The sequence below is a fragment of the Microcoleus sp. PH2017_34_RAT_O_A genome, assembly GCF_020737885.1.
Taxonomy (GTDB): domain Bacteria; phylum Cyanobacteriota; class Cyanobacteriia; order Cyanobacteriales; family Microcoleaceae; genus Microcoleus.
The window spans coordinates 1-25,843 of the sequence record NZ_JAEQDD010000110.1; the positions used below are offsets into that span (position 1 = coordinate 1).

The 25,843-nt window shown below is 47.9% G+C and carries 20 protein-coding genes and 1 pseudogene; 9 read left to right on the forward strand and 12 right to left on the reverse strand.

Features of this window, described 5'->3' with window-relative positions; translation table 11 throughout:
• Positions 1–114 precede the first annotated feature (114 nt).
• Both JGK11_RS27935 and JGK11_RS27940 read right to left on the reverse strand, forming a co-directional pair.
• Positions 115–1,983 (reverse strand): efflux RND transporter periplasmic adaptor subunit, encoded by a 1,869-nt coding sequence (locus JGK11_RS27935; RefSeq protein WP_293213750.1) that lies wholly within the window; start codon positions 1,981–1,983, stop codon positions 115–117.
• 190 nt (positions 1,984–2,173) lie between these two features.
• Entirely contained in the window at positions 2,174–2,317 is a 144-nt protein-coding gene (locus JGK11_RS27940) for a hypothetical protein (protein WP_293177108.1), read from the reverse strand.
• A 114-nt stretch (positions 2,318–2,431) separates the two neighbouring features.
• On the opposite strand from JGK11_RS27940, the gene JGK11_RS27945 reads away from it, so the two are divergent.
• Positions 2,432–2,854, forward strand: a complete 423-nt coding sequence (locus JGK11_RS27945) for a hypothetical protein (protein ID WP_293177106.1) — start codon at positions 2,432–2,434, stop codon at positions 2,852–2,854.
• On the opposite strand, the gene JGK11_RS27950 is transcribed toward JGK11_RS27945, so the two are convergent.
• The 6 genes from JGK11_RS27950 to JGK11_RS27975 all read right to left on the reverse strand — a co-directional run bounded on the left by JGK11_RS27950 (position 2,855) and on the right by JGK11_RS27975 (position 11,636).
• A complete protein-coding gene (locus JGK11_RS27950) occupies positions 2,855–3,865 on the reverse strand; it encodes an ABC transporter permease (RefSeq protein WP_293190564.1) in 1,011 nt (336 codons plus the stop codon). It lies immediately after the preceding gene.
• A gap of 139 nt (positions 3,866–4,004) precedes the next feature.
• On the reverse strand, positions 4,005–5,660 hold the full coding sequence (locus JGK11_RS27955) for an ABC transporter substrate-binding protein (RefSeq protein WP_293190565.1): 1,656 nt from the start codon (positions 5,658–5,660) through the stop codon (positions 4,005–4,007).
• Positions 5,661–5,990: 330 nt separating this feature from the next.
• Positions 5,991–6,605: a hypothetical protein gene (locus JGK11_RS27960; RefSeq protein WP_293177100.1), complete on the reverse strand. Its 615-nt coding sequence runs from the start codon at positions 6,603–6,605 to the stop codon at positions 5,991–5,993.
• A gap of 377 nt (positions 6,606–6,982) precedes the next feature.
• On the reverse strand, positions 6,983–8,110 hold the full coding sequence (locus JGK11_RS27965; protein WP_293177098.1) for a type II secretion system F family protein: 1,128 nt from the start codon (positions 8,108–8,110) through the stop codon (positions 6,983–6,985).
• A gap of 249 nt (positions 8,111–8,359) precedes the next feature.
• Complete coding sequence (locus tag JGK11_RS27970; protein WP_293177096.1) at positions 8,360–9,457, reverse strand: type IV pilus twitching motility protein PilT; 1,098 nt, start codon at positions 9,455–9,457, stop codon at positions 8,360–8,362.
• A 169-nt stretch (positions 9,458–9,626) separates the two neighbouring features.
• Positions 9,627–11,636 carry a GspE/PulE family protein gene (locus tag JGK11_RS27975; protein WP_293177094.1) on the reverse strand — a complete coding sequence of 670 codons (2,010 nt, stop codon included), beginning with the start codon at positions 11,634–11,636 and terminating at the stop codon, positions 9,627–9,629.
• 1,148 nt (positions 11,637–12,784) lie between these two features.
• Between JGK11_RS27975 and grpE the strand changes: the two genes are divergently transcribed.
• The 8 genes from grpE to JGK11_RS28015 all read left to right on the forward strand — a co-directional run bounded on the left by grpE (position 12,785) and on the right by JGK11_RS28015 (position 21,829).
• Complete coding sequence (grpE, locus tag JGK11_RS27980) at positions 12,785–13,576, forward strand: nucleotide exchange factor GrpE (RefSeq protein WP_293177092.1); 792 nt, start codon at positions 12,785–12,787, stop codon at positions 13,574–13,576.
• 289 nt (positions 13,577–13,865) lie between these two features.
• Positions 13,866–15,986: a molecular chaperone DnaK gene (dnaK, locus tag JGK11_RS27985; RefSeq protein WP_293177090.1), complete on the forward strand. Its 2,121-nt coding sequence runs from the start codon at positions 13,866–13,868 to the stop codon at positions 15,984–15,986.
• 132 nt (positions 15,987–16,118) lie between these two features.
• Positions 16,119–17,246, forward strand: a complete 1,128-nt coding sequence (gene dnaJ, locus JGK11_RS27990; RefSeq protein WP_293177088.1) for a molecular chaperone DnaJ — start codon at positions 16,119–16,121, stop codon at positions 17,244–17,246.
• Positions 17,247–17,688: 442 nt separating this feature from the next.
• Positions 17,689–17,979 (forward strand): sulfurtransferase TusA family protein, encoded by a 291-nt coding sequence (locus tag JGK11_RS27995; RefSeq protein ID WP_293177084.1) that lies wholly within the window; start codon positions 17,689–17,691, stop codon positions 17,977–17,979.
• Positions 17,976–19,226, forward strand: a complete 1,251-nt coding sequence (rsgA, locus tag JGK11_RS28000; protein ID WP_293177082.1) for a ribosome small subunit-dependent GTPase A — start codon at positions 17,976–17,978, stop codon at positions 19,224–19,226. The genes JGK11_RS27995 and rsgA overlap by 4 nt, the downstream gene beginning before the upstream one ends.
• A gap of 246 nt (positions 19,227–19,472) precedes the next feature.
• Entirely contained in the window at positions 19,473–20,261 is a 789-nt protein-coding gene (locus JGK11_RS28005) for a MotA/TolQ/ExbB proton channel family protein (RefSeq protein WP_293177080.1), read from the forward strand.
• Between the two features lie 15 nt (positions 20,262–20,276).
• Positions 20,277–21,008: a biopolymer transporter ExbD gene (locus JGK11_RS28010; protein ID WP_293177078.1), complete on the forward strand. Its 732-nt coding sequence runs from the start codon at positions 20,277–20,279 to the stop codon at positions 21,006–21,008.
• A 623-nt stretch (positions 21,009–21,631) separates the two neighbouring features.
• Positions 21,632–21,829, forward strand: coding sequence for an NblA/ycf18 family protein (locus JGK11_RS28015; protein WP_006635253.1), 198 nt, complete (start codon positions 21,632–21,634; stop codon positions 21,827–21,829).
• 665 nt (positions 21,830–22,494) lie between these two features.
• Here JGK11_RS28015 and JGK11_RS28020 read toward each other — a convergent pair.
• The 4 genes and pseudogenes from JGK11_RS28020 to JGK11_RS28035 form a co-directional block, all read right to left on the reverse strand.
• Positions 22,495–22,944, reverse strand: coding sequence for a hypothetical protein (locus JGK11_RS28020; RefSeq protein WP_293177066.1), 450 nt, complete (start codon positions 22,942–22,944; stop codon positions 22,495–22,497).
• A gap of 80 nt (positions 22,945–23,024) precedes the next feature.
• A complete protein-coding gene (locus JGK11_RS28025) occupies positions 23,025–24,245 on the reverse strand; it encodes an anhydro-N-acetylmuramic acid kinase (RefSeq protein ID WP_293213753.1) in 1,221 nt (406 codons plus the stop codon).
• Positions 24,246–24,322: 77 nt separating this feature from the next.
• Entirely contained in the window at positions 24,323–25,054 is a 732-nt protein-coding gene (locus JGK11_RS28030) for a PP2C family serine/threonine-protein phosphatase (protein WP_293177062.1), read from the reverse strand.
• Between the two features lie 369 nt (positions 25,055–25,423).
• Positions 25,424–25,747, reverse strand: a pseudogene (locus JGK11_RS28035) (zinc ribbon domain-containing protein); the annotation flags it as partial.
• Between the last annotated feature and the right edge of the window lie 96 nt (positions 25,748–25,843).

Consider the following 25,843-nt stretch of genomic DNA (forward strand, 5'->3'; position numbering starts at 1 on the left):
ACCTTTATTTAAAAAAAAGTTAACTCTTAGGTATGTAGTTGCGCTTCAGCGCTCTTTATAAGATTAGGAAAGAGCGCTTAAGCGCAACAACGTACCTTTGTTGCCCAACTTCCTCTACTTCTGAGTCTTAATAATATCCTCCAACTTTTTACCAGCAGGAAGTTCAGTAAAAACCCGATCGCCCGCCTTAGCACCCTCTAAAATCTGAATCTTGTTACCAATAGTCGATCCCACCGTCACAGGCTTAAACTTCGGCTGCTGTTTCTCATCGGGAACCAGCACACCGGTTTGACCTTTATTGGTCACAATCGCCACAGTCGGAACAACCAAAGCATTGCTCAGTTTTTGACCGACAAATCTCAAATCTACATTCATCCCCGACTGCAAGAAATCCTTGCCAGTGTCAATGGCGACGCGCACTTGAAACAGCGTCACATCCCGTTCTTTCACAGCTTCGGGCGCAATTAATTTAACCTTGCCTTTAAACACTTTATCTGGATAAGCATCAGCCACAATTTCCACAACTTGACCCGGTTTAATTTGACTGATATCTGCCTCCGGGACTTTCGCCAAAACTTCCACATCTCTAGCGAGAGCCACGATCGATGTTGAAGTTGCCGAAGTCGCTTCCGAAGCCGAAGTTGCTGGGGTTACAAAAGCTCCTTGGATGGCATACCGTTGGGTAATAACTCCCGCAAAAGGAGCGCGAACTTTTGTATCTTCTAACTGCACTTCTTGAAAGCGGACTTGAGCCTGAGCTTCGGCTAAATCAGCTTTAGCCGAAGCTATTTCTTCCGGGCGAGCGCCGTTTTCTTGGGCGGCTAATTGACTTTTGGCTTCAGCAACTGCTGCTTCGGCTTTGGCGATTTCTTCTGGACGGTTGCCGTTTTCTGTTTGTGCTAATTTACTTCTAGCTTCAGCAACTTCTGCCTCGGCTTTGGTAATTTCTTCCGATCGCGTGCCGTTTTGCAACTGCTTCAATGCTTGCTGCTCGACTTCCACAGCAGCTTGGAGTTGCTGAATTTGCGACTCCCGACTTTCTTGCAGTTGTTGCAAGCGTTTTTGGGCTTCTGTTACCTTAGCTTTGGCAGTGCGATTTTCCTTAATCAGTTCATCCAGTTTATCTTGAGCAAGAGCACCTTCTTGGACTAACGGGCGGTTGCGTTCCACCCGCTGAGCTGCTAGTTCGGCTTGAGCTTTACTCGATTCAATTTGCGTTTGTGCTTGGGCAATTTCTTGTTTGACACTGCCAGTTTGAGCGTCTGCTAAACGGGCTTGAGCTTGGGCTAAACGAGCTCGCCCTTGGCTGACTTCTTCCACGCGGCTGCCGGCTTTGAGTTGCTGTAAGCGGGCTTGAGTTTGCTCCAAGCGGGCTCTGGATCCTGCAACTTCTTCGACGCGGCTTCCGGCTTGGAGTTGCGCCAGACTAGCCTGGGCTTGCTCTAAACGCGCGCGGGCGCTGGCGATGTCTTCCGATCGATTTCCGGCTTCAATTTTGGCAAGTTTAGCTCTAATGCTGGCTTCGCGGGCCTTGGCTTGAGCCAGTTGAGCTTCCACATCGCGGCTTTCCATGCGGGCCACAATTTGTCCTGCTTCGACGCGATCGCCCTGTTCGACAAATAACTCTGCGATCCGACCGGAGCCTTTGGGGCTGAGATTCACGCGCTGTACGGGTTGTACCGTCCCGCTAGACGTGATCCGCACCGTCAGGTTTTGCGCTTCCACCGGCACTGTCATCGCTGCGATCGCATCTACTTTCGGCTGCGATCGACTTTTTGATATATATATGGTAGTCGGTACAGCTAGCAACCCGGCTGCAACCAAACCGATCGCCCACCGCGGCATCTTCCGCGCGGTTTTCTTCGGGGATTGCTTTTGGGCGGTTTTTTTATCTGCAATTTTAGTCTCTGGGGCCTTGGTGTCTACAATTTGAGTATCTTCCACCTTGACCTGAGCAGCTTCCTTTTTGGGGCTAACGATCATACCGACTCACCTAATTAAATCTCAGGATTACCTTAAAGGTAAAATTTTTTCTGATGCGCGGCATCGTCTTTCAGACTCATCCGATCGGGTGATTTAAAAAAAGTTCCCCAACCAGCACCTGTAAACAATTATAGCTAATCTTTGCAACTTATTAAATAATGTTAAGTTTTTTCAGTCTCAAGAGGCGAGCTCAAACTTCGATCGCACTCAACTGACTTTCTGCGGAGGCGGGATCTGCCGCGTGGGCGATCGGCTTCCAGTAAGTCGTGGGTTGTCTTGTAGGGCGATCGCACAGTGCGCGCCCGGTAACTACACAGTATGAAGACGCTGACATCTCATAAACCCGTTTGTCGATCGTACCCTGTCCAAGTCCTGAATATCTATCTGCCCTGTACCCACAACAGGTTAAAATATTTTGCAAATCCGTTGAAAATGGAAAAGCTTCAACATGAATCGTCCTCAAAGCGTTACAGTTCTGGCAATCTTACAGTTAATTAGTGGCATCTTCAGTCTGCTTGACGGCTTGTTCATCTTACTATTTGCAGGCGTTTTAGGCGGTCTCGGCGCAGTTGGATTCGGCGCAAAAGTTGGCACTGTCATCGGCGGCTTCATTGCAATTTTTGCTGGAATCGCGATAATTATCGGAATTATTTCCCTAGTCTTAGCATGGGGTTTGCTTCAACTAAAAAAATGGGCTTGGACTGGAACATTAATTATCCATGTTATCGCCGTCGTCACGCAAATTGCCAAAATGTTGGGTAGCGCAGGTGCAGCAGTTAATTTTCTATCTCTGGGTTTTGCCATTGCTAGCATTTACTACCTGCTACAGCCGGATGTTAAACAAGCATTTTCTGTAGAACTTCCCTTCTAATTAACGGTACTGAATTCTCGGGTCAAAAAAAGCATAGGAAATATCAACCGCCAGATTGATCAGCACAAAAGTCACAGCCACAAAGATTACTCCTCCTTGCACAATTGGGTAATCCCGCGTCAGAATCCCGCTGTAAATCCAGGAACCAATTCCCGGCCACGAGAAAATTGTTTCAGTCAAAATCGCGCCACCCAAAAGCGTGCCGAACTGCAAACCTATAGTTGTGACGATCGGCAAAAACGCATTTTTTAAAGCGTGCCTCAAAACCACCCAAAATTCCGGCAAACCCTTAGCCCGCGCCGTGCGGATGTAATCTTGTGCCAGCACTTCCAGCATCGCAGCACGAGTAATCCGAGCGATTATCGCCAAGGGGATTGTTCCTAAAGTTAAGGCTGGGAGGATTAAATGGGCGATCGCATCCCGCAAAGCCACCAAATCCCACCTCAGCAAAGCATCCAAAACATAAATACCCGTAATTGGCTTAAAACCAAACCCCAAATCTACACTAATTCGCCCGCTAGGAGGCAGCCATTTCAGGTAAACAGCAAACAAATAAATCAACATCAATCCCAACCAATAGACTGGTAAAGATACGCCAATCAAAGAACCGCTCATCGTCAGATTGTCCAGCCAGCTATTTTTCCGAACAGCAGCCAAAATTCCCGCCGGAATTCCGATTATAAGTGCCACCAACATCGCCGCCACCGACAGTTCCAAAGTAGCAGGCCAGCGACTTCTGATTTCATCAACAATCGGAATACCGCTAATAATACTATGTCCTAAATCGAATCGAATCAAACTACTTAAAAAAGCCAAATATTGCCAAGGTAAAGGCTGATTCAAGCCCAATCTAGCCTTCAATATTTCCACCTGTTCGGGAGTTCCCCGTTCTCCCAAAAGCACAGTCGCCGGATCTCCCGGTATCAGGTGCAAAAAAGCAAATACCAGCAGCGTGATTCCGAACAGAACTGGTAATATTGCCAGCAAACGTTTAACAATATATTTAGCCATTTTTATAAGTAGTAATTCGCAACTGATGATATCGTGTTTTGCGAAATTTTTCTCTGCCTTATTTTCTTCAACCCGCGGAGGCGGGTTTTGTTTGTGTAGACGCGGTTTCAACCGTACGTCTGAATCTATGCAGCATTTTTCAAGACTTACTCACATCCTCAAAAGACTCCGAACCCAAAGGACTCGGAATCCAACCTTTAATATTCTTGCGTTTCCCTAAAAGTGGCTGCGAATGTACGATCGGCAAACGCACCGCCTCCCCATGCAAAATCTCGCTAACTTCCGCATAAATTTTCCCTCTAGCTGCTTTATCCCCACTCGCCCTCCCCCGATCCAAAAGTTCCAAAACCTTCGGATTTTTCCAATTTCCCAAATCCGCCGTCGAACCAGGCCCGAAGTGAGGATAATAAAAATTGTCAGGATCGCCATAATCCCCAGTCCAACCCATCATAAAAGCTTGAAAGCCCGGAGGTTTTAGCCGATCGGCCAAATAAGCAGACCAATCCTTTGTCAGCAACTTTACCCGAATCCCGATCGCGCTTAAATCCGCCGCAAAAGCCTCAGCGATCGGCTTCGGCGTGGGAAAATAGGGACGGCTGACGGGCATATACCACAAATCCAAATCAAAACCGTTCGGATAACCGGCCTTCGCCAGCATTGCTTTAGCTTGCTGCGGGTTAAATTCGTAATCTTTAACTTTGTCAGACTCCGCCCAATTCAGGGAAGGCGGGATAAATTGCGAGTCATATTTTCCGAGTTCTCCCCAGAAAGCTTTGACTATTGCTTGCTTGTTAATTGTTTGGGCGATCGCCCGTCTTACCTCCGGTTTCGCCAAAGGCGCGTAACCCGGATTTAAGGCTAAATAACCCACATTAAAAGAAGGGCGCAAAACAGTTTCCAAATTAGCATCCGCTTGCACCTCTTTCAATTGATCCGGCGTTAAATCCACAGTAAAATCAAGTTGACCAGCCCTCAATTGAGCCAATCTCGCCGCCGGATCGTCAACAAAACGAATTACCAATTGATTGACTTTCGGCGTTCCAGCTTTCCAATAATTCGGATTTTTCTCTAAGATAATGCGATCGCCCGAGATCCATTCCTTAAACACAAAAGGCCCCGTACCCACCGCCAGCGACCCCGGAGTGCCGTATTTAGCACCCGCTTTCTTCACCGCCGCCGGACTCGCAATCCCAAAATAACCCGACCCAATCGCCGAAGGAAAAGCCGCAAAAGGTCGATTTAACACAAACCTAATCGTAGACTTATCAACAACGGTCACATCCTTGACCAGGGAATCTTTATCGCCCTTAAACCCAGCAAAAAAGTTCTTCCAAATCTGATAAGTTTTGCCCGAATCTCGATACCCGTGAGGATTTTTGGCATCCCACCAGCGATCGACATTAAACTTAACAGCATCCGCGTCAAAATCCGTCCCGTCGTGAAACTTCACCCCGGATCGCAACTTAAAAGTCCAAGTTTTGCCATCTGTAGAGCTCGACCATTCAGTAGCGAGACTGGGTGCGAGTTCCACAGTACCCGGTTTAGAATCAGTCAAGCGATTGTAGATTTGGTCGATCGCAATCACCGAATTACCATCAGTAACATTTCCCGGTTCCAGATTCACCGGCGGCCCGCCAGCACCGTAGACTAAAGCCCCTGGTGGAACAGCCGCAGGAGTTGTCGCAGTTGGAGAATTATTGCTAATATTTGCAGGAGTGCCGCAATTTGAGACAATTACAGCCATCCCAAAAACTAGAGCTAATAAAACTAAACGCCAGGATTTTAACAACCTCATCTCAATAGCTCCTGTTTAATAAAAAATACTACTCATCTAAATAAAATTATAATTTCCTCTTTCTCTCTCCTCTGCGCCCTCTGCGTTCTCTGCGGTTAATTATATCTTTAAATTAAATTTAATTTACCAAACAAAATAGAACACACTATACCTCTTGCACTCCTAAGCTTTCCAATCAAGAAATGTATCTGCGTTAATCTGTGTTGATCTGCCTTGCATCTGCGGTTGATTTATCAATCAAATATTTATGCAATTGCTCGTCTACTGATTACCCATTACCAATTACCATTACCATTACAAGACAGACCTCATTCTCGATCGCACCACCGCCTACAACTCATAACTCTCTTCACCCATACTCCCCAATTCTGGGCTACCGAGAAACTCTTCATCCTCCAATTCCTCAATCCCCGAGTCAAAACTTTCAACAACAAACGGCAACCCCGCCGCCATCAAACCGCGCTGAATGCGATCGCTAGTTTCCTCAAACAAAACAAATAGCGGATGAACAGCCTCAGCCTCATCGCTAAAAATATGTCTGTAGCGGTAAGGCATCACCCACTCGTAAGTTTTATCCAACCAAACCTGACACTGCCGCCAGCGGCCCAACAAATCCGAAAAATCTTCACCAGGGCGGTGAATAAAAACCAAAATTTCCACCCCAATTTTAACTTTCCACTCTGGATCGCACATCAAAATCGCCAAATCGCAGGGCAAACAAGCCGCCTGTCCCGGAGAGATGCTAGTCCCCCCCCTACCCGCATAGGAAACCCCCTCCCGCAAGCGCACAATTGGCAAAGGAATGGTAATTAAGCTTTCGTTAGCGCGGCGGATACTCGGAATCATCTCCATGTACAGCCGATATTTTTTCAGCAGGGCGATCGCTTCCGAAAATTCGCTGTACTGTGCTAGTAAAGCCTCGTAATGTGATTGTTTTACAGACATTTTAAATCAATTAATTAGTCATTAGTCATTAGTCGTTGGTCATTGGTCATTAGTCATTGGTCATTAGTCATTGGTCATTAGTCATTGGTCAATTGTCGTTGGTTATTGGCAATTTGTAATTGGCAATTTGTAATTGGTAATTGGCAATTGGTTATTCATTACTTGGCAACAATTGGTCATTGGTTATTCAAAGATTAGCCAAGGCCATATCACTGACTGAACATTATTAACAACTCAAACAAAGCTAATGACAACTCTTAAATAACAAATAACAACTGTCAACTGCCAACTGACAAGAGTCAACTGTCAACGGACAACTGACAACTGTCAACTGACAACTAACAACTGTCAACTGTCAACTGTCAACTGTCAATTGTCTACAGCTTCTGAAACACTGAGAACATCGGCAGATACATCGACAGCAAAATCGAACCTACGATACCACCGACCACAACAATCATCAGAGGTTCTAGCATACTGGTAAGTCCCTTGACTGCTTCTTCGACTTCGGTTTCGTAAAAAGCGCCAACTTTCATCAGCATCTTGTCAAGTTCCCCAGTCTCCTCGCCAATTGCCATCATTTGAATTGCCAAGGAGGGAAAAACAGCTTGTTCTTGCAAAGCAATACTGATCATGCCACCGCTTTGAATTTCCTGCCTTGCATATTCGATCGCATTTGAGATCGCCTGATTTCCCGCCACATCTCGCACAATTTCCAAAGAGCTAAGAATCGGCACACCCGATCGCGTCAGCGAGCCAAAGATGACGCAAAACCTCGCCACCGCCGATTTTTCAATCAAATCTCCAAAAATTGGCAACTTCATCGCAATTCTATCGATTTGGAGGTGACCTACTGGAGTTTTGTAGTACATATCGAAGGCAAATTTTAGCGCTATAATTACCCCAATAACTGTCAGTTGTTGGATCGGAGGCCAAGCCGTACAAAATGCGCTAATCCCCAACATAAACACCGTAAAAGCAGGCAAGTCTGCACCAATATCCTTAAAGATTTTTGCGAAAGTTGGTAGCAAAAAAATCGTCATTGCGAAAAAAATCACAATCGCGATGAAAAACACAGTCTTCGGATAAGACATCGCAGATTTAATTTCAGCCTCCGTCTTGTGATTTTTTTCCATCATCACCGCCAGACGGTCGAGGGTTTCATCTAGCACACCGCCGACCTCTCCCGCCGCCACCATACTGATAAACAGTTGGTCAAAAACATCAGGAAACTTAGCCATCGCCTCTGCCAAGTTTATCCCCTCTTGCACGTCAGCATTCATGCTCCTGAGTGCTCGTTTCAACTTAGCATTAGAGCACTGTTCGTGCAGCACGGAAAGGCATCTCACGATCGCCACCCCGGCATTAAACATAGCCGCAAACTGACGAGCAAAAATCGCCATATCCTTAACAGTAAGACTGCTAAGGCTATACTCAAATTGCTCCTGAATCCTACTGAGATCGAAGCCTGTTTTTGGTTTTGGATTAATAACATTTGTAGCCATAGATTGCCTCTGGAAAATTATTAAAAGTCATTAGTCATTGGCAATCAGTCATTAGTCATTAGTGATTGGTCATTTCTGCGGACTGCTGACCAATAACTGATTGCTTCGCCCCAAAACAGGTACAAGTCCCCAACACTCATGAGAGTCGATCCCCCAATTTTAGATCGTAATTCAAGCTCCCAGATTCACTGCGCTGCAATTAAATCTAAAATCTAAAATCTAAAATCTAAAATGGACTGACTGACTCAATTAATGAGCCCCTACCTTGCCTGTACCAACAGGTGCCGGGCCGATCAAGCGTTCGAGTTCGTCAGCCTTAGAAGCCTTGGCCATTGCCGATTCCCAAGTGATTTTACCGCCCTTGTAAAGTTCAGCGAGGGCCATTTCCATCGTCCTCATGCCCAATTTTGCCCCCATTTGGATTTGGGAGTAAATCATAGGAGTTTTGCCCTCCCGGATCAAGTTAGCCATAGCTGGAGTATTCACCATGATTTCCATAGCGCAGCAGCGGCCGCCCCCAACTTTCACAACCAAATTTTGGCTGCAAATTCCGACTAAAGAGTTAGACACTTGGGCGCGAACCTGGGGTTGTTGAATGGGCGGGAATACGTCCAAAATCCGATCGATCGTAGCAGCAGCCGAATTAGTGTGCAGCGTTCCCATCACCATGTGACCCGTTTCTGCCGCCGAAATTGCCAGACCGATCGTTTCCAAGTCCCGCATTTCTCCCACCAGAATCACATCAGGATCTTCCCGCAGGGCTGCTTTCAGCGCATTAGCAAAGCTCTTAGTATCTTCCCCCTTTTGACGCTGGTGAAACAAACTCTTGACATTCGGAAACACATATTCGATCGGGTCTTCAACCGTCAGAATGTGTTCAGCCCGCGTCCGGTTGACCAGATCCAACAAAGCCGCCATCGTAGTAGTTTTCCCGGAACCCGTTTGTCCCGTCACCAACAGCATACCCCTGGGTCTTTCCGTCAGATCCCGCAAAATCTGCGGCACGCCCAAAGCATCTGCGTTAGGAATCTTAGAAGCCAGAGCCCGCATACAAGCAGCCCAAGCACCCCGCTCCCGGTACACATTCACCCGGAACCGAGCCAATCCCTTCACCCCGTAAGCGCAGTCGAGTTCCCACTCCATTTCCAACTGCTTGCGCTGCATATTGTTGAGCATTTGGAAGATCAGAATCTGCACTTCCTCAGCAGACAGAATGTCGCCGTATTGCGACTGAGGAGTTAGTTTCCCGCTGACGCGGAAGAAGATAGGCGCGCCTGCTTGGATGTGTATGTCCGAACCCCCTTGCTCTACCAGGGACTCCAATACGTCTTCAATCATCAGACCCATAGATACCTCTTCTCAATCTAGTTGATAGTTATTGACCAATTTAGCTCAGATACAGTTGACAGTTGACAGTTGACAGTTGACAGTTGTTTTTCTACTGACTAATCACTAATGACTAATGACGGATGACGGATGACTAATGACTAATGACGAATGACGGATGACGGATGAATCAATCCAAAAAGCGCGGCGTCAAGCAGTACGGACAATCCAGCATCTCCGGCTTCAATTCCGCCCGACAAGTTTTGCAGGTAAGTCCCTGCTTGCGTTTGGCTTTCAGTTCCGCCTCCAACCCGGAGTCAGTAAAGGTCACCCGCTCGACTTCCTCAAAGGTAGTCGCCCCTTCCCGCACCAACTGCAAGCTGTAAGCCAACAACGTTTTCATCCCTTCTTCTACCGCTGCTTCCTTAAGTTGCTCTGTGGGAGCCCCTTGAGTGATCAGAGTTTGCAGCCGCTCAGTATTTTTCAGGAACTCGTAAACGCCTACCCGTCCTTTGTAGCCTAGGCCGCTGCACTTCCGACAAAGTTGATCGCGTTCTGCGAGTCCTTTCCTTTCCTCCACTGGTATGGTGTTGGCTTTGTTAATAGTCAGATCGATTTCTTGAGAAGCCGACAGACCGTAGCGACCGAGTTCGGCCGCAGTAGGCTGGTAAGGAATGCAGCATTTGTCGCAAACGCGCCGCATCAGACGCTGAGCCAACACGCCCAACAGAGCGGCTGAAACCATGAACGGTTCTACGCCCATTTCGTCCAAACGCGCGATCGCCCCAGCCGCGTCATTAGTGTGCAGCGTAGTCAGCACTAAGTGTCCCGTCAAAGCAGCTTCGAGAGCAGTTTTTGCCGTTTCCCTGTCCCGCGTTTCCCCCACCAAAATCACGTCAGGATCTTGCCGCAAAAACGCCCGCAGCAGGTTGGAAAAAGTCAAGTCTTTTTCCCGAATTACTTGACATTGGGTAATTCCTGGCAAAGCATATTCGATCGGGTCTTCCGCCGTACTGATATTAACCCCCGGATCGTTGCGTTCCGCCAGAATCGAGTACAGAGAAGTTGACTTACCCGAACCCGTAGGCCCCGTCACCAAAATCAGTCCGAACGGACGGCTAGCAGTCTCTCGCACCAAAGCCAGAGTTTCTTGATCCGAGATCAACAAACCCAAACCCAACTGAGTGCTGGAACTGTCCAAAATCCGCAGCACGATTTTTTCGCCGTACCGGGAAGGCAAGCTATTTACCCGGAAATCTACCGTGCGTCCCTCAAACACCCGGCGGATACGACCATCTTGAGCTTGTCGGCGTTCGGCAATGTCCAAGTTGGCAATAATCTTGAAACGAGCCGTAATCGATTGCACTACCTGTTTCGGAAACCGGAAATACTCTTGCAGCACCCCATCTTTCCGCATCCGTATCCGCATAAACTCTTCTTGAGGTTCTACGTGGATGTCCGACACCTTTTCCGACAAAGCTTTAGCCAAAATGATATTGACAGCCTTAATTACCGGAGCAGCCTCAGCATCGTCTATGGTGTTAGCTAGGTCTTCTTGGTCAGCACTCTCCTCTTCTAATGAGAGTTCGCCAAAATCTCCCTCCCCTAACTCCAGCTTTCTCTGCTTATCGGCTTCTGCTATTTTGGCGGCTACCTTAACTTGGTCGTCTTGATATGCCGAAGTGATGTCCTGGTAGTCGTCTGGCGTAATCACCCGTCGCTGCAAAGCCAAGCCGTGAGGCTGTAAAATCCGCCGCAAATCTTCTATGGCGTTGAGGTTGTCGGGATCTACCATTGCCACTAAAACAGCCTGAGGCTCGGTTTCAGTCTTCGCTACTGGTAAAAAGCGACCTTGGTGACAAATGTCGATCGAAATTTTCAACCCATCGAGCATAATTCCGAGTTGCTCGTTCGACATTTCGCTCATCTCCGGGTCATACGCTTCAACCCCGTAGACAATCTTCCGTTCAAACATCTGCTGCTTCTTGTAAAGCCGCAGCAATTCAGGAGGTAACGGCTGCCCGGTAAGTGCTTCTAATACCTCCGTCAACCGCTTACCCGACTTCCGGCTTTCAAGTTGAGCTTGTTTCACTTGGTCGCCGTTGACGTAACCCGACTGAATCATCTTGTTGAGAGCCGGAGGCAAAACGCTGATAGCAACTATCGATGTGCGAGGAGACCCCTGGGATGTGTTAGTCATAAAAAACACTCATTCTTGTGGGAAACTCAGTCACAGAAAGTGCTGAGAGGAAAACCAACGCGGGGTTAAAACCCCCGTATCTTTTGCTTGTGGATGAGCTATCATATTTGTGCTCTATCCCTATATGTCAAGTGTAAGCTCGTAGTCTCCTCTCATTTTCGTCCACAAATTGATGAGACGTTGGAGGGATTGGTCGATGCTTGCAATCAAATTTTGTTTGTTGAGTGCTAAGTTGCTTACTGACCCGATCGACCTGCGAGATACTCTCGTTATAGCCTCATGGCACATCACTTGGGGATTGATCCTGAGGTCTGTCGCCTTTCCACGATCATTGTATATTCGCAAATTGTTTGGTCAAATTACAGCGCCCGTGGTAGCGCGGTTCTCTGTACTACCTTAAAGATCGGCTGTGCGAGCTTTGATGATGATAGCTTTGACGAAAGCCATCGATCGGTCTAGTGAGATATATTTTGATTAATTATCTGCGATCGGGTTGCGGGCGATCGCCCGATCGCAGATTTCGATCGCCCAGATTTTGAGCAGATCTAGTTTTTTCCCTGCCAATATTCATCTAATTCTCTCTGGTGTCCTAACCTTTGTGAGGAAAGGTTGACAGTTCATCAATTTTGCCTATTGGCAAATTAGAGATCAATCGTATCTACCGAGTGGCCGGTACCCAATACCAGCTAATGTTTCTCATTTTACTCCCCAATAATCGAGGACACCTCCCTGTTTTTAAACGCACTCAATTGTAAAATACAAGCCTCTATCTGCGAATAAAACAGCCATATAAATTAACTTTAATTAACTGTATTTTGCCGCAAATATTGAAGTATCAGCCATCAACAGCTCAATTATTTTCAGGAAATCTAACTGCTTAATATCCTTCTAAACTTGCTATCAATGCGAGGGTGTTATTCCCAAATTGCGATACAAGAAACCTTGTGTTAGCTCCAATGACGGTCTTACTAGAACTAGAGATCGAGATGTCATTTCCATAAAATATTGCAAGCTTTGAGAGATTCCTGCACAGAGACCGGAGCTTTCCTATGAATCAGATAGTGCCATACACAGTAAATTATAGTTCTGTACATTTACCGTGTTAAGTGTATCTGCTAGAATTGATAGGGTTCTGTCGCGCAGCTTTTATGATTGACGAGGAAAAACAGCAAGATCTAGATCCTAACTCAACTGGGGAAACCCCAGAGGGTTCACCAATGGCAAGCGAAACTCCGCCGGCACCAGCAAACTCTAACGAAGCAGCCGATTGGGAACTCGAACTTGCTCAAGCTTATCAAAGCGCCGAGGGCGATCGCAAGGGAGCAAACGCATCCGGAGATCCTGTCACCGGCAATTCCACCAACAGCCCGACAGCAGACGCGGCTGAATCATGGAAGAGGGAACTCGCTTCGATAAGAGATGAAAAAGAGGCTTTAAAAACTCAGTTGCAAGCCACATCAGCTCAACTAGAAGACCTAAAAAATCAAAATCTCCGCCTAGCAGCAGATTTTGAAAACTTCCGCAGGCGCACCCAAAAGGAAAAAGAAGAGTTAGATTTACAGGCAAGGTGTCTCACGATCAAGCCCCTGTTGCCGGTAATCGACAATTTCGAGCGCGCTCGATCGCACATTAAGCCGCAAAACGACGGCGAAATGAACATTCACAAAAGCTACCAAAGCGTTTACAAGCAAATGGTAGATGGTCTCAAGCAAATTGGGGTTTCTCCGATGCGCCCTGAAGGCGAACAGTTTGACCCCAACCTCCACGAAGCTCTCCTCAGCGAGCCCACAGACGAACACGAGGAAGGAACAATCATCCAAGAACTAGAACGCGGCTACATTCTGGGCGATCGTGTCTTGCGCCACGCCAAAGTGAAAGTTGCAGCGCCTGGGATATCTGTGGTAGCCTCAGATGAAAATCCCGATAGTTCGGAAAGTTAATCGGACAAAAGCTACTGCATTCCTCGCCCTGCACGGACCCCCGAAGAGAATTCGGGGGCACGAAGGTGGCAAACTCACCAACTTCTTAATTCAGGACTAAAAGCAGGTCAGCGCTTTCTCAACAAATTCTGAACAATGTTTTAATGAGTCTGCGATCTTGCATTAAAATATCAAGTTTGTTTCCTACAAATCCAGTCAGTGATGCTTGTTAAAACAAGCTTAGTCGTTTTTTATACCCCAACTTGTAGTTGGAAGTTTCCAAACATCCCACAAAGTTTTATGAGGCGCTATGGGAAAAATTATTGGAATTGACTTAGGCACGACCAACAGTTGCGTAGCTGTATTGGAGGGCGGTAAACCCGTCGTGATCGCCAATTCCGAGGGCGGCCGCACAACTCCGAGCATCGTAGGATTTGGCAAGGCGGGCGATCGCTTAGTCGGTCAACTAGCCAAGCGGCAAGCTGTAACTAATGCTGTAAATACTGTTTACAGCATCAAACGATTTATCGGGCGCAGGTGGGACGACACGGAAGAAGAACGATCCCGCACTCCCTATACCTGCATCAAAGGCAAAGACGACACCGTTAACGTCCAAATTCGGAACAAAGTTCACACCCCCCAAGAAATCTCGGCAATGGTACTCCAAAAGCTCAAGCAAGATGCTGAAGCTTATTTGGGACAAACTGTTACCCAAGCCGTGATTACTGTGCCGGCATACTTTACAGACGCCCAGCGCCAAGCGACTAAAGACGCCGGTACGATCGCGGGTTTAGAAGTCCTGCGGATCGTCAACGAACCGACGGCGGCCGCCCTTTCCTACGGGCTCGACAAGCAAAATATCGAACAGAAAATCTTGGTCTTTGACCTCGGCGGCGGTACTTTCGACGTTTCGATCCTGCAATTGGGAGACGGAATTTTTGAAGTCAACGCCACCGCAGGTAACAACCATCTCGGAGGAGATGACTTTGATAACTGCATAGTTCAGTGGCTGGTAGAAGTTTTCCGAACTCAAGAAGGTAGCGACCTCTCAACAGACAAAATGGCATTGCAGCGCCTCCGAGAAGCTGCGGAAAAGGCGAAAATTGAACTCTCTCTCTCGCAATCCACATCCATTAATTTGCCGTTCATCTCCTCTGATGCTAAAGGGCCGAAGCATTTGGAAATGGATCTCTCGAAGGCTCAGTTTGAAAAACTGGTGGGTCATTTGGTGCAGGCGACGATCGATCCGGTGACTCAAGCCCTCAAAGACGCAAGTCTTACCCCGAAAGATATAGACAGGATTATTTTAGTCGGAGGCTCAACCCGAATTCCGGCAGTTCAAGAGGCAATTAGTAAGTATTTTGGGGGCGCGTCTCCCGATAAATCGGTGAATCCCGACGAAGCTGTAGCCGTAGGTGCGGCAATTCAAGCCGGGGTGTTGGGCGGTGAAGTCAAAGATTTGCTGTTGCTAGACGTGACGCCGCTTTCCCTGGGACTCGAAACTTTGGGCGGTGTGTTTACCAAAGTAATCGATCGCAATACAACCATCCCCACCAGTCGATCGCAAATGTACAGCACGGCTGCTGACGGACAAACCTCCGTAGAAATTCACGTCCTCCAAGGCGAGCGCGCATTGGTAAAAGACAACAAAAGTCTCGGCAAATTCCTGCTCAAAGGCATTCCCGCAGCCCCCCGCGGCGTACCTCAAATCGAAGTTACCTTTGAAATCGATGCCAACGGCATTCTCAAAGTTGCCGCTGAAGACAAGGGAACCGGCAAAGAACAAAGCATCCAAATTTCCAATACAGGAGGCTTGAGCGAAACCGAAGTCGAGCGGATGCGGCAAGAAGCCGAACTTTACGCCGACGAGGACATCAAGCGCGCTCAAGTAGTCGAACTCAAAAATCAAGCCGACACCCTGGTCTATAATTGTGGTGTCACTTTGAAAACCAACGCGCAATTGCTCAGCGACGACCTCAAAGTCGCAGCCGAATCAGCAGCAACAGCTTTGAAGGCCGCGATGGCTAACCCCGACATCAATGTTGAGGAACTCACCGAGCAAATCGAAGCTTTCAAGCAACTGCTATACTCCCTCGGGACAGCAGTCTACGAGCAAGCCCGCAGCGGGGTAGCCCACTCCTCGCCAGAGGTTGAAAGCGAGATGATGTCAGAACTAGAAGAGGTTGCAGCTACCGACGACAGCCTTTTCCTGACAGAAGAGCTGCTGGTGGCGCCCCAAGCTCCGCCACAAGCTCCGCCACAACCGGAACCCAAACCGGAACCAAAACCGGAACGACAGTCCAAGCGACAGCCGGAACCACAACCGGAACCAAAACCGGAACGACAGTCCAAGCGACAGCCGGAACCACAACCGGAACCAAAACCGAAGGTTCCCGAACCTGAAGTTGATGATATGAATCCTTTCCTTTAGAACTGAAAAGCTAAAAATTAAAAATTAACAATTAACAATGAGAATTTTTAATTTTTAATTGGTAATTTCAGGAAAGGTCGCCCGTTTATTTTTCGTACACTTTTTGTTATTTACCTCCAGGCAAGCAGCTTTATGGCCGGTGATTACTATGAAATATTAGGCGTTTCTCGCAGTGCAGACAAAGAGGAAATTAAGCGTGCTTACCGCCGCCTAGCTCGCAAGTACCATCCAGATGTCAACAAAGAATCTGGAGCTGAGGAGCGGTTTAAAGAAATTAACCGTGCCTACGAGGTACTATCGGAACCGGAAACCCGCGCCCGTTTCGATCGCTTTGGCGAACAAGGTGTCAGTGGTGCAGGCGCGCCTGGGTTCCAAGACTTCGGCGACAGCTTTGCTGACATCTTTGAAAGCTTCTTTCAGGGTTTTCAAGGAGGGGCGGGCGCCCAACAGCAAGGTCGCAGACGCAGTGGCCCCGTGCGCGGAGATGATTTGCGCCTCGACTTGCGGCTAGAGTTTCGCGAAGCTGTGTTTGGTGGGGAAAAAGAACTCCGCATCAAGCACCTAGAAACCTGCGAAACTTGTACCGGAACTGGCGCCAAGCCGGGAACCAGACCTCAAACCTGTTCGACTTGTACCGGCAGCGGTCAAGTCCGACGCGCTACCCGCACGCCTTTCGGCAGCTTTACTCAAGTTTCTGTTTGCCCCACCTGCAACGGCACCGGGCAAGTAATTGAGGACAAGTGCGAAACTTGTGGCGGCCGCGGTCAGAAAGAAGTGATGAAAAAGCTGAAAATCACTATTCCAGCCGGGGTAGATAACGGTACTCGTTTGCGCGTTTCCAATGAAGGGGATGCTGGCAAGTTGGGCGGGCCGCCGGGGGATCTTTACGTGTTTTTGGCTGTGAATGAAGACCCGTTATTTAAGCGGGACGGCATTAACGTTAATTCGGAAGTGAAGATTAGTTATTTGCAAGCAATTTTGGGCTGCCGATTGGAAGTGGAAACTGTAGATGGGCCGACGGAATTGTTGATTCCTACGGGAACTCAGGCGAATACTGTTCTGACTCTGGAGAAAAAAGGAGTGCCTAAGTTGGGCAATCCAGTCAGTCGCGGCGACCATTTGATTGCGGTGTCTATTGATATTCCGACTAAGGTGACGGCTGAGGAACGGGAGTTGCTGATGCAGCTTGCTAAGCTGAAGGGCGATCGTACTGGTAAAGGCGGCTTGGAAGGATTTCTGGGCAATTTGTTTCAGAAATAAGCAATTTTTTGACACCCATGGGTGTCAAATTTTCCTGTTTGATGATTCCGTGGCAATTTTTTAAATTCTCTATCAAAAAAATGAGACCAATTGGTCTCATTTTGCCCAGGTAGAATAATTGTTCGGCAATTTGTTTAATTCTCTGTCAAAAAAATGAGACCAATTGGTCTCATTTTGTACAGGTAGAATAATTGTTGGGCAATTTGTGGGAATAGTCCTCAAAAAAATGACACCAATTGGTGTCAAAAATCGGTCGTAGAATAATTGTTGGGCAATTTGTGGTCGTAGAATAATTGTTGGGCAATTTGTGGGAATAGTCCTCAAAAAAATGACACCAATTGGTGTCAAAAATCGGCGGTAGAATAATTATTCGTCAATTTGTTCACGATAAAATAAGGCTTTCAAGAATTGAGATGGGAAATTTGAGAATCTAAAACGCATTATGAATTCAACATCCACAATTGAAAATCCCAAATCCCCAGATGCCAAAATCGATCTGCGGGGGACTCCGTGTCCTCTGAATTTTGTCCGCACTAAATTGCGCTTGGAACAAATGCCACCTGGTGCTGTTTTGGAAGTGTGGCTGGATGCTGGGGAGCCGATCGAACAAGTGCCTGATAGTCTGAAAATGGAAGGCTATCAAATTCTCGAAACGCAATTTATGGCGGATGAGTCGGAGTCTGGCTTTTTTGCCATGAAAGTGCAGCGCCCAGAACTCCAGGAAGCCGGATGAGCCTGAATTTGTCCTCTCTCGTCGGTACAGTCGTGGCTGTTCAGGCTAACTTCTACCGAGTCAGGCTAGATCCAGCAGCCGGGATTCACGAGAATATAGCCCTGGCGGATGCTCCCACTCTCCTGTGCACTCGCCGCACTCGACTCAAAAAAATTGGTCAACAGGTGATGGTGGGCGATCGCGTGGTGGTAGACGAACCGGACTGGACTGACCGCCGGGGTGCAATTTCAGAAGTCTTCCCCCGCCGCACAGAACTCAACCGCCCGCCTGTCGCTAATGCCGATCGCATTCTCCTCGTTTTTGCCCTCGCCGAACCCGATTTAGACCCCGCCTCATTAACTCGGTTTTTAGTCAAGGCAGAATCTACAGGTTTAGAGGTGAGTTTGTGCCTGAACAAATGCGATTTGGTGAGAGCCGAGGAGTTGGAACAGTGGCGCGATCGGCTTTCACGTTGGGGCTACGAACCAATGTTTATTAGCGTTCGCAGCGGTTTAGGAGTGCAGGAAGTTGCCACAAATTTTCAAAATAAAGTTTATGTCGAAAAAGTAACTTCCCAGAATTTATCGGACAAAATAGATGGTTCTCTGTTGCCTTCTGAGGAGAACCCCCTACTAGCAAATTCGGCTCATCCGTTAGCTCCGTTAAATTCCGTACAAAATCCCTTGCCGAACTTTCTCCACAGCCACACCCAAGACAAAATAACGATAATTTGTGGCCCTTCTGGCGTCGGCAAGTCCAGCTTGATCAACCAACTGGTTCCGGCGCTGAACCTGCGAGTGAACGCTGTTTCTGGCAAACTCGGCCGCGGGCGCCACACAACTCGCCACGTCGAACTATTTGAACTTCCCGACGGCGGATTGCTGGCGGATACTCCGGGCTTTAATCAGCCGGCTCTCGAATCCGATCCGTCGGAGTTAGCTGAATATTTCCCAGAAGCTCGTCAGAGGCTGGCTTTGGGTAGCTGCCAGTTTAGCGACTGTTCGCACCGCGATGAGCCTAACTGTGTGGTGCGGGGAGATTGGGAGCGCTACCAGTATTATTTGAATTTTATGGAAGAGGCGATCGTCCGCCAACAAGCTCTGCAAAACTCCAGCAGCGCCGAATCCAGTTTGAAGCAGCAAACCAAGTCCGACGGTACACAGCAGTATGAACCGAAACTGCAAACTAAAAAATATCGCCGCACGAACCGCCGCCTGCAACACCAGTCGCTGCAAGATATGTGTCAAGAAGATTTAGAGGATTTCTGAGGAAGTAGTCGCCGCCGATCGCCCGCGAGGAGTCTGACAATATTACCAAGACTTACTCAGCAACGGGATTCGATCGAGTAAGATACTTCTTTGCCACCCGAGGCCTTGGACTGCAAGACCCGGTTTCTTTAGTGGCGAGTGCGTAAGTCCTGAGTACATTAATCGCTAAAATTAAATGGCCTTAGATTTGTAAAAAAAAGTAGAACAGAAGCAAAAGTTAGCGGGTAATGCAGGAGCAAAAATATTGTGAATATTCAAGAACTGTTTCAAAAAGGCGGCCCCGCCATGTGGCCCCTGTTGGTGTTATCGATTCTATCTGTAAGTACAATTATCGAGCGCTTGTGGTTCTGGGCAAGCCTCTTGAGCAAAGAGAAGCAGATAGTTAACCGGATTCTCGACGCGGCGCGGAGCGATTGGGGGGCGGCTAACGAGATTGCCAGACAAGCCAACCGACAGCCGATCGGGCGATTTCTTTCTGCACCCCTGCGCCTGTACAATCCCGAACCAGATTTATTTCGACTCGCCCTCGAAGCAGCCGCCGATGAAGAGTTGGCTTCGATGCGCCGCGGGGACAAAATCTTAGAAGCGACGATCGCTCTCGCCCCTTTGCTGGGCTTGCTGGGAACAGTTTTGGGCTTGATTAACTCCCTCAGTTCCATCCGTCTGGGCGACATCGGTACGGCGGCAACCACTGGCGTGACTTTGGGGATTAGCGAGGCGCTGATCACGACTGCGAGTGGGATGGTAGTAGCAATTTTTACCTTGGCGTTTTATCGGATATTTCAAGCTTTTTTGTTCAACCAAGCCAAAATATTTCGCAAAGCTGGAAATGAAATGGAATTGCTCTACAGACAATATTGGCCGACTGCTAATGCTAAAGGTCGATCGCCCGGTACAGATCACAACAATTCTTCCTTTGGTTCCGATGGTTTGAACAGGCGTTCTCTCAATTCTCAAGAATCATCGGGAGAACGTCTCAGGGAGCCGAAATTGAAAGGTTCCGATCCGGCTGAAGATTCACCTTCTAATAATTAGAACAAAGAACAACTGATGAAGATTCACTTAGATACTCCTGCTGAAGAGGCTCGGATTGAACTGGTGCCTTTAATTGACGTGATCTTTTGCATTCTGACGTTTTTTTTGGTGGCGGCTTTGCAACTGACTCGCCAGCAAGCGATTAATGTCGATTTGCCGAAGGCGAAGACTGGACAAACGCAGATGCGAGAGATGCTGATTGTCAGCATTGACGATTTCGGGCAAACTTATATCGACCAATTGCCTGTTAATTACCAGCAGCTCGATCGAGTTTTAAAGAGTTTCCACAGCACAAATCCTGCCGGCTTGACGGTGTTGTACGCTCCTCAAAATGCTAAATACGCCAAAGTTGTGGAGGTTTTAGACAAATTGCGAGAGGTAGGGGGCGATCGAGTAGCTCTAGCAACTCTTCCTAGTTCGGCTCCCTCTGCCCAGCCGAATAATCCGTCGCTTCCCAATTCGGGGATTCCTGCGGCACCTTCGGGCAATTACCCTCAACCCCTGCCGTCTCCCGTAGCTCCTGGGCAACAACAGCTCAATCCGAATCGGTTTCAATCTCCTCTTCCGGCTCCGGGGCAGCAGCAGTTCAATCCCAATCAGTTTCAATCTCCTCTTCCAGCACCGGGACAGCAGCCGAGCAACTCTGGGGGAAATCTGGGAATTCCTCCCGTTTCGCCCGCACCCATTGCCCCCAATTCCAGGCCCGGAGCTGCTACTCCACCGCCGAATGTCCCTCCCTCAAATTAGTAAGAACGCTTCCAAGTTTGGAAGCAGTGTGCGGGATTTAACAGATGTAGCCGATTTAACGAATACAAGGAAGAAGGTAAGGGAGAAGAGAGAAATATAGATTCTCCCAGTCTCCCCATCTCCCCTCACCCGATCTCCTGACAGGTGTAGGTTTTCCCCTGGCAAAACCCAGCAAATCTAGACAGTGCAAAAGTTTTGGGCTTTTGCCTCTTAAAATCTCAAACTCTTATGGGATAAGGCTTTTACCAAAAAACCTACACCCGTCAGCACCCGCTCTCCCCCTCAGCCAGAGAGAATTTCCGCGCGAGTTGGTATAAATCGCTGCAATTATTTTGGTTCATACTGAGCCTTTTTTCTCTTGACAAGTAGATAGAGTGGTATAAGTCTGCGGAAGGAACTTTTGCGGACATCTTGCCATCTCTATGGTTAAGTTATTTCTTAGGAAAGATGGTAATTTTGTCAAATTATTGTTACCTTTTGTAATATACTAAAGCGAGATAGGCTTGCGGGACATCCTGAAACCAAGAGCCGATCGCTGAAGCAACTTACAGAAACAACTTACAAATCTGGTTAATCCAGGTTTCACTGTCAAGTCACTTTTACTTACTACAGGAGTCAAAGTCATGAGCCAACCAGCAGAATTGTCTTTGGAGCAGCAATTTAGCCTGTGTTCCTTCAAAACACAGGTAAGTGACATGAGCCGCGAGCAAGCTCAGGAGTTTTTGGTCAAGCTTTACGAGCAAATGATGTTGCGCGAAACCATGTACCGCCATTTTCTCAAACACCATTGGGGTCTAGAACCCAATCCAGGCGTTGAGTAGCCTAGAGTCGCAGTCGGCGACCTCCGTCTCTTACTCTCTTCCCTCAGGCGGAAAGGAGTTGGGGGTGATGGGGCGTCACTCAAAGGTATAAAGCAGAATATCCTCAGAGCTCGACACTGATATACGGATGAATTTATCAGGTTAGAGGCATTTGGTAGAAACAATTTTTAGCAACCTATCGAGAACTCATCCTCGGGTCTAGACAAACTCGCACTTTATTGTCTTTTGATTCTACTAAAAGTTGGGATCAAGTCTCCGTAATAGTCCGATCGACGATCGCAGCACAGAGCAACAAGAATTTATCGCTCCGCCTCTCAAAAATTATAAATTTTTCGACAATATCTATATTTTTTTATACAATAAATTAAAGCCACAAATAATTATGTAATTTCCAGAAAGGGAAATTGTTTGATATGGCGAGCTTAACACTTCACTACAGCTCTTAATATCCTGTAAAGTCAGATTTGCGGTGTCTACTTTTAGAGTAAGCGATTGTGGGAGCAGGATATCAATAGCGCCCGAATCGCTGCTAGCCCTCTCAAGTTGCAGCGGGTGGCTTTGAGGAAGAATTGAGCAAGTCGGACATCACAAGGCGATATCCGACCAGCTAAACTTTAATTTTCTACTCAAGTCCCATAACTGGCAACTTGTAACTCTAGAAAGAGTTATTCCGACTGACGTTCCAGAGTTGCCTCCATTGTACTCGTCAAGTAATGACCAGACATGATGCCACTAGATTGGTAGTAGCGATTTTCATCAACGCGGTGGAGGGTATCAAAACCCGTCCGCCGCTGGCGTTCATCTCCGAGTACCCAGTAACGTTGGACGATCGACTGGGGAGCAATCCAACCTTCGCCCTCGACTCGGCCGAGTTCGCTGTGTTGGAGTACAAAAGTATACTGCCGCTCATCGTTGTTGAGGTGTCCTCGGTACTGCAAAATAATCTCTTCGCGATCGCCTCCTGGAAACACGAGCTTCGTCACCATACTGAACCAATCTGTTCGGTTCCAGCTCACTAAAGTTTTGCCTTTTACCGTAATTGGCACGCCATTGCGCTCAATCCAACTTCCTTCGAGCGTCCATTGGCCAGATTCCATTAAAAACGTGTGAGCCACAGTGCTGTTCCTATGCTTTTCCTGCTGGCTACAATGCTGGTGCAACAACGCACAGCCGTTGTCCCTCAGACTCTATGCTATCATGCCCAACTGTGCCAACAAGAGTTAATTTCTCCTAACAGAACCGGCGCGCAAGCACCAGTAACTTGAGGCAGATTGCCGGGAATACCCCGAACCCGCCAGGCGGCTAAAACCGCGAAAGCGATCGCCTCTTTAAAATCTACACTCAAGCCTGCCTCAGAAGTAGTCAACACTTGCACTGGATGCAATTGTGCTTGCAATCGGCGTTTTAAGTAGAGATTGTGGCTGCCGCCCCCGCACAATAAAACTCGATCGGGCATCTGCGGCAAAAAAGTTTGGTAACTGTGAACGATCGAAGCAACAGTCAGTTCCGTCAAAGTAGCCAGCACATCAGCAGGACTGAGGTTGTAACCTTGAGCCTCGACCAAACAACGGTTAAAATAGTCTACACCAAATAACTCTCGCCCTGTAGATTTGGGCGGTGCTTGGATGAAAAAATCTTGCTGTAGCCAATTCTCTACTAAAGCTTGACAGGGAGTGCCACTTGCCGCCCAAGCTCCACCTTCGTCACAAGTTTTTGTTCCGTCACAGAAGTGCTGCACTGCCAAGTCTAACAGCGAATTTGCCGGCCCGGTATCCCAACCCAAGATACCCTCGCCCAGAGGAGAAACCGCAGACTTGTCAGCCAATTCTTTATCTCTCCTGGCAGGAAGATAAGTAAAATTGCCAATTCCGCCGAGATTTTGGATGCAGAGGTTGCGGTTGGGTTCAGCAAGCAGGCAGGCATCAACTATTGGGACTAAGGGTGCTCCTTGACCTCCTGCTGCAATGTCTGCCGATCGAAAATTGCTCACAGTTGTAATGCCTGTCAATTGCGCGATGAGCGCGCCCCGCCCGAGTTGCAAGCTGTAACCCATGTCTGAGCCGGGGCTAGGTGCAGCAGAAAAACTGCTCTTTTCCGTATTCCCTGGGGGTCGGTGGTAGACAGTTTGACCGTGAGAGCCGATTAATTCTGCATTATCATATTCTGCTTGAATTGTCAAGGCTGCATTAGCAAATTCTTGGGCGATCGCATCATCTAATTGAGCGAACTCAACCATAGATAACGCGGAACCACTGCAAACTGAGAGAATTTGCGATCGCAAAGTAGCAGGATAAGGGAAAGTCTTGCCGGCCACCAACTGCACTTTTAAGTCTGCTTGGGAACCGACCACATCCACTAAAGCAGCATCAATGCCATCCACCGACGTGCCACTCATCAAACCAATAACGCGAACCATTCGATTTTAAATTTTAGATTTGAGATTTTTTGATTCGGAGATTGGGAGATTTTTAGGTATGCGAGGGTGCGAGGATATTATTTGAGGTCGATCGTCACGATCACCACAGTAATATTGTCCCGTCCCCCTTTATCCTTGGCGGCTTCAATCAAAGCAGTTGCAGCGCCCTCGCAAGCGCGAATCGACTTCAGAGGCGAAGCAATCAAAGGATCGGAAAGTTCCTCAGTCAAGCCGTCGCTGCACAGCAACAAGCGATCCCCGGGCTTTACGTCCACCGGCAGAATATCTATCTCGTGCAAATCATCGCGGCCCAAACACTGGGACAAAACGTGACGCCAAGGATGACTGCGAGCCTGATCCGGAGTCAGGGCCTTTCTTTTGACAGCCTGAGCCACCCAAGTCTGGTCTTCAGTAATCTGATCCAAATGAGATCCGTGCAGCCGATACAAGCGAGAGTCCCCGATATTAGCGCACCAAGGTCTGCCCTCATCCCTAAAGATCAGAACCACAGCCGTAGTCCCCATATCAGCACGCTCGGGATGTTCGAGCTGATCGGTCAAAATTGCTTGATTGGCAATTAACAAAGCCTTGGACAACAACAGGGGAGAATCTTCAGGCCCTTCCCAATGTTCGAGCAAATAAGATTGAATCGCCCCAGTCGCAATCCGACTGGCTTCTTGACCTCCCGCGTGTCCTCCCATGCCGTCGGCCACTATGAAAAATCGCCCGTCAGGATCTATGTGGTACGAATCCTGATTTACGGAACGAACCAGCCCTGTATCTGTCTTACCTGCGAAAGAGCGTTTCATAGATTGGTGCTTGGACTCATCGAACTTCAAAGCTTGATTTAATGGGTGCAATTTTTGATTACAAAACTTAAAATTCCGAACGGTACTGAAATTTCTGCCGATCGCTAGTCTTGGAAAAATTGCACTTCATTAGCCTTACATTGTAGATCGTCTGATGCTAATTCCGTCTGAAAATTTTCGTAAATCAAGCTGCATTCAGCAACACCTGGGCAAAAAAAGGGATTTCTAGCTTCAAAATAAGACATTTGGCTGGGGAGAAATCTATGCAGCAACCGGGGTTTTAGTGTCCCTAGCAAGTAATAGCTGTCAAGTTGAGAAACTTGTTGTCAGCCTGCGAAAACTTAACAGTGAACTACCCCGCCCTACTTCCTACGCGCCCTGAGCGCTTCGGTCGTTGAGGGCGGAGCTTCCAACTTCGACGGGTAGTGCCTTAGAAACGGATGACTTACGCCTTCGGGACTTTGGACTTACCTTCCCGACCTTGGCAGTAGCGCTAGTTCCTAACGCTAAAATACGGAGTCCTTCATCTCGAATATTGACCGCTGCGTTGACATCCCGGTCATGCTTTGTTTCACAGCTTTGACACTGCCATGACCGCACATTCAACGGCAAATTACCAACTCGATTGAGACAGACTGAGCAAGTCTTTGAGGATGGGAAAAAACGGTCTACTTCGACGTAGCACTTCCCCTGCTTCGTAAAACTTACCCAAACTTAACTAAAGCCATCTTTAGCTACAATGAAAGAGTTCACTTCCTGCGCTATTGAGTGGTCGGCCATCCCAAGGTA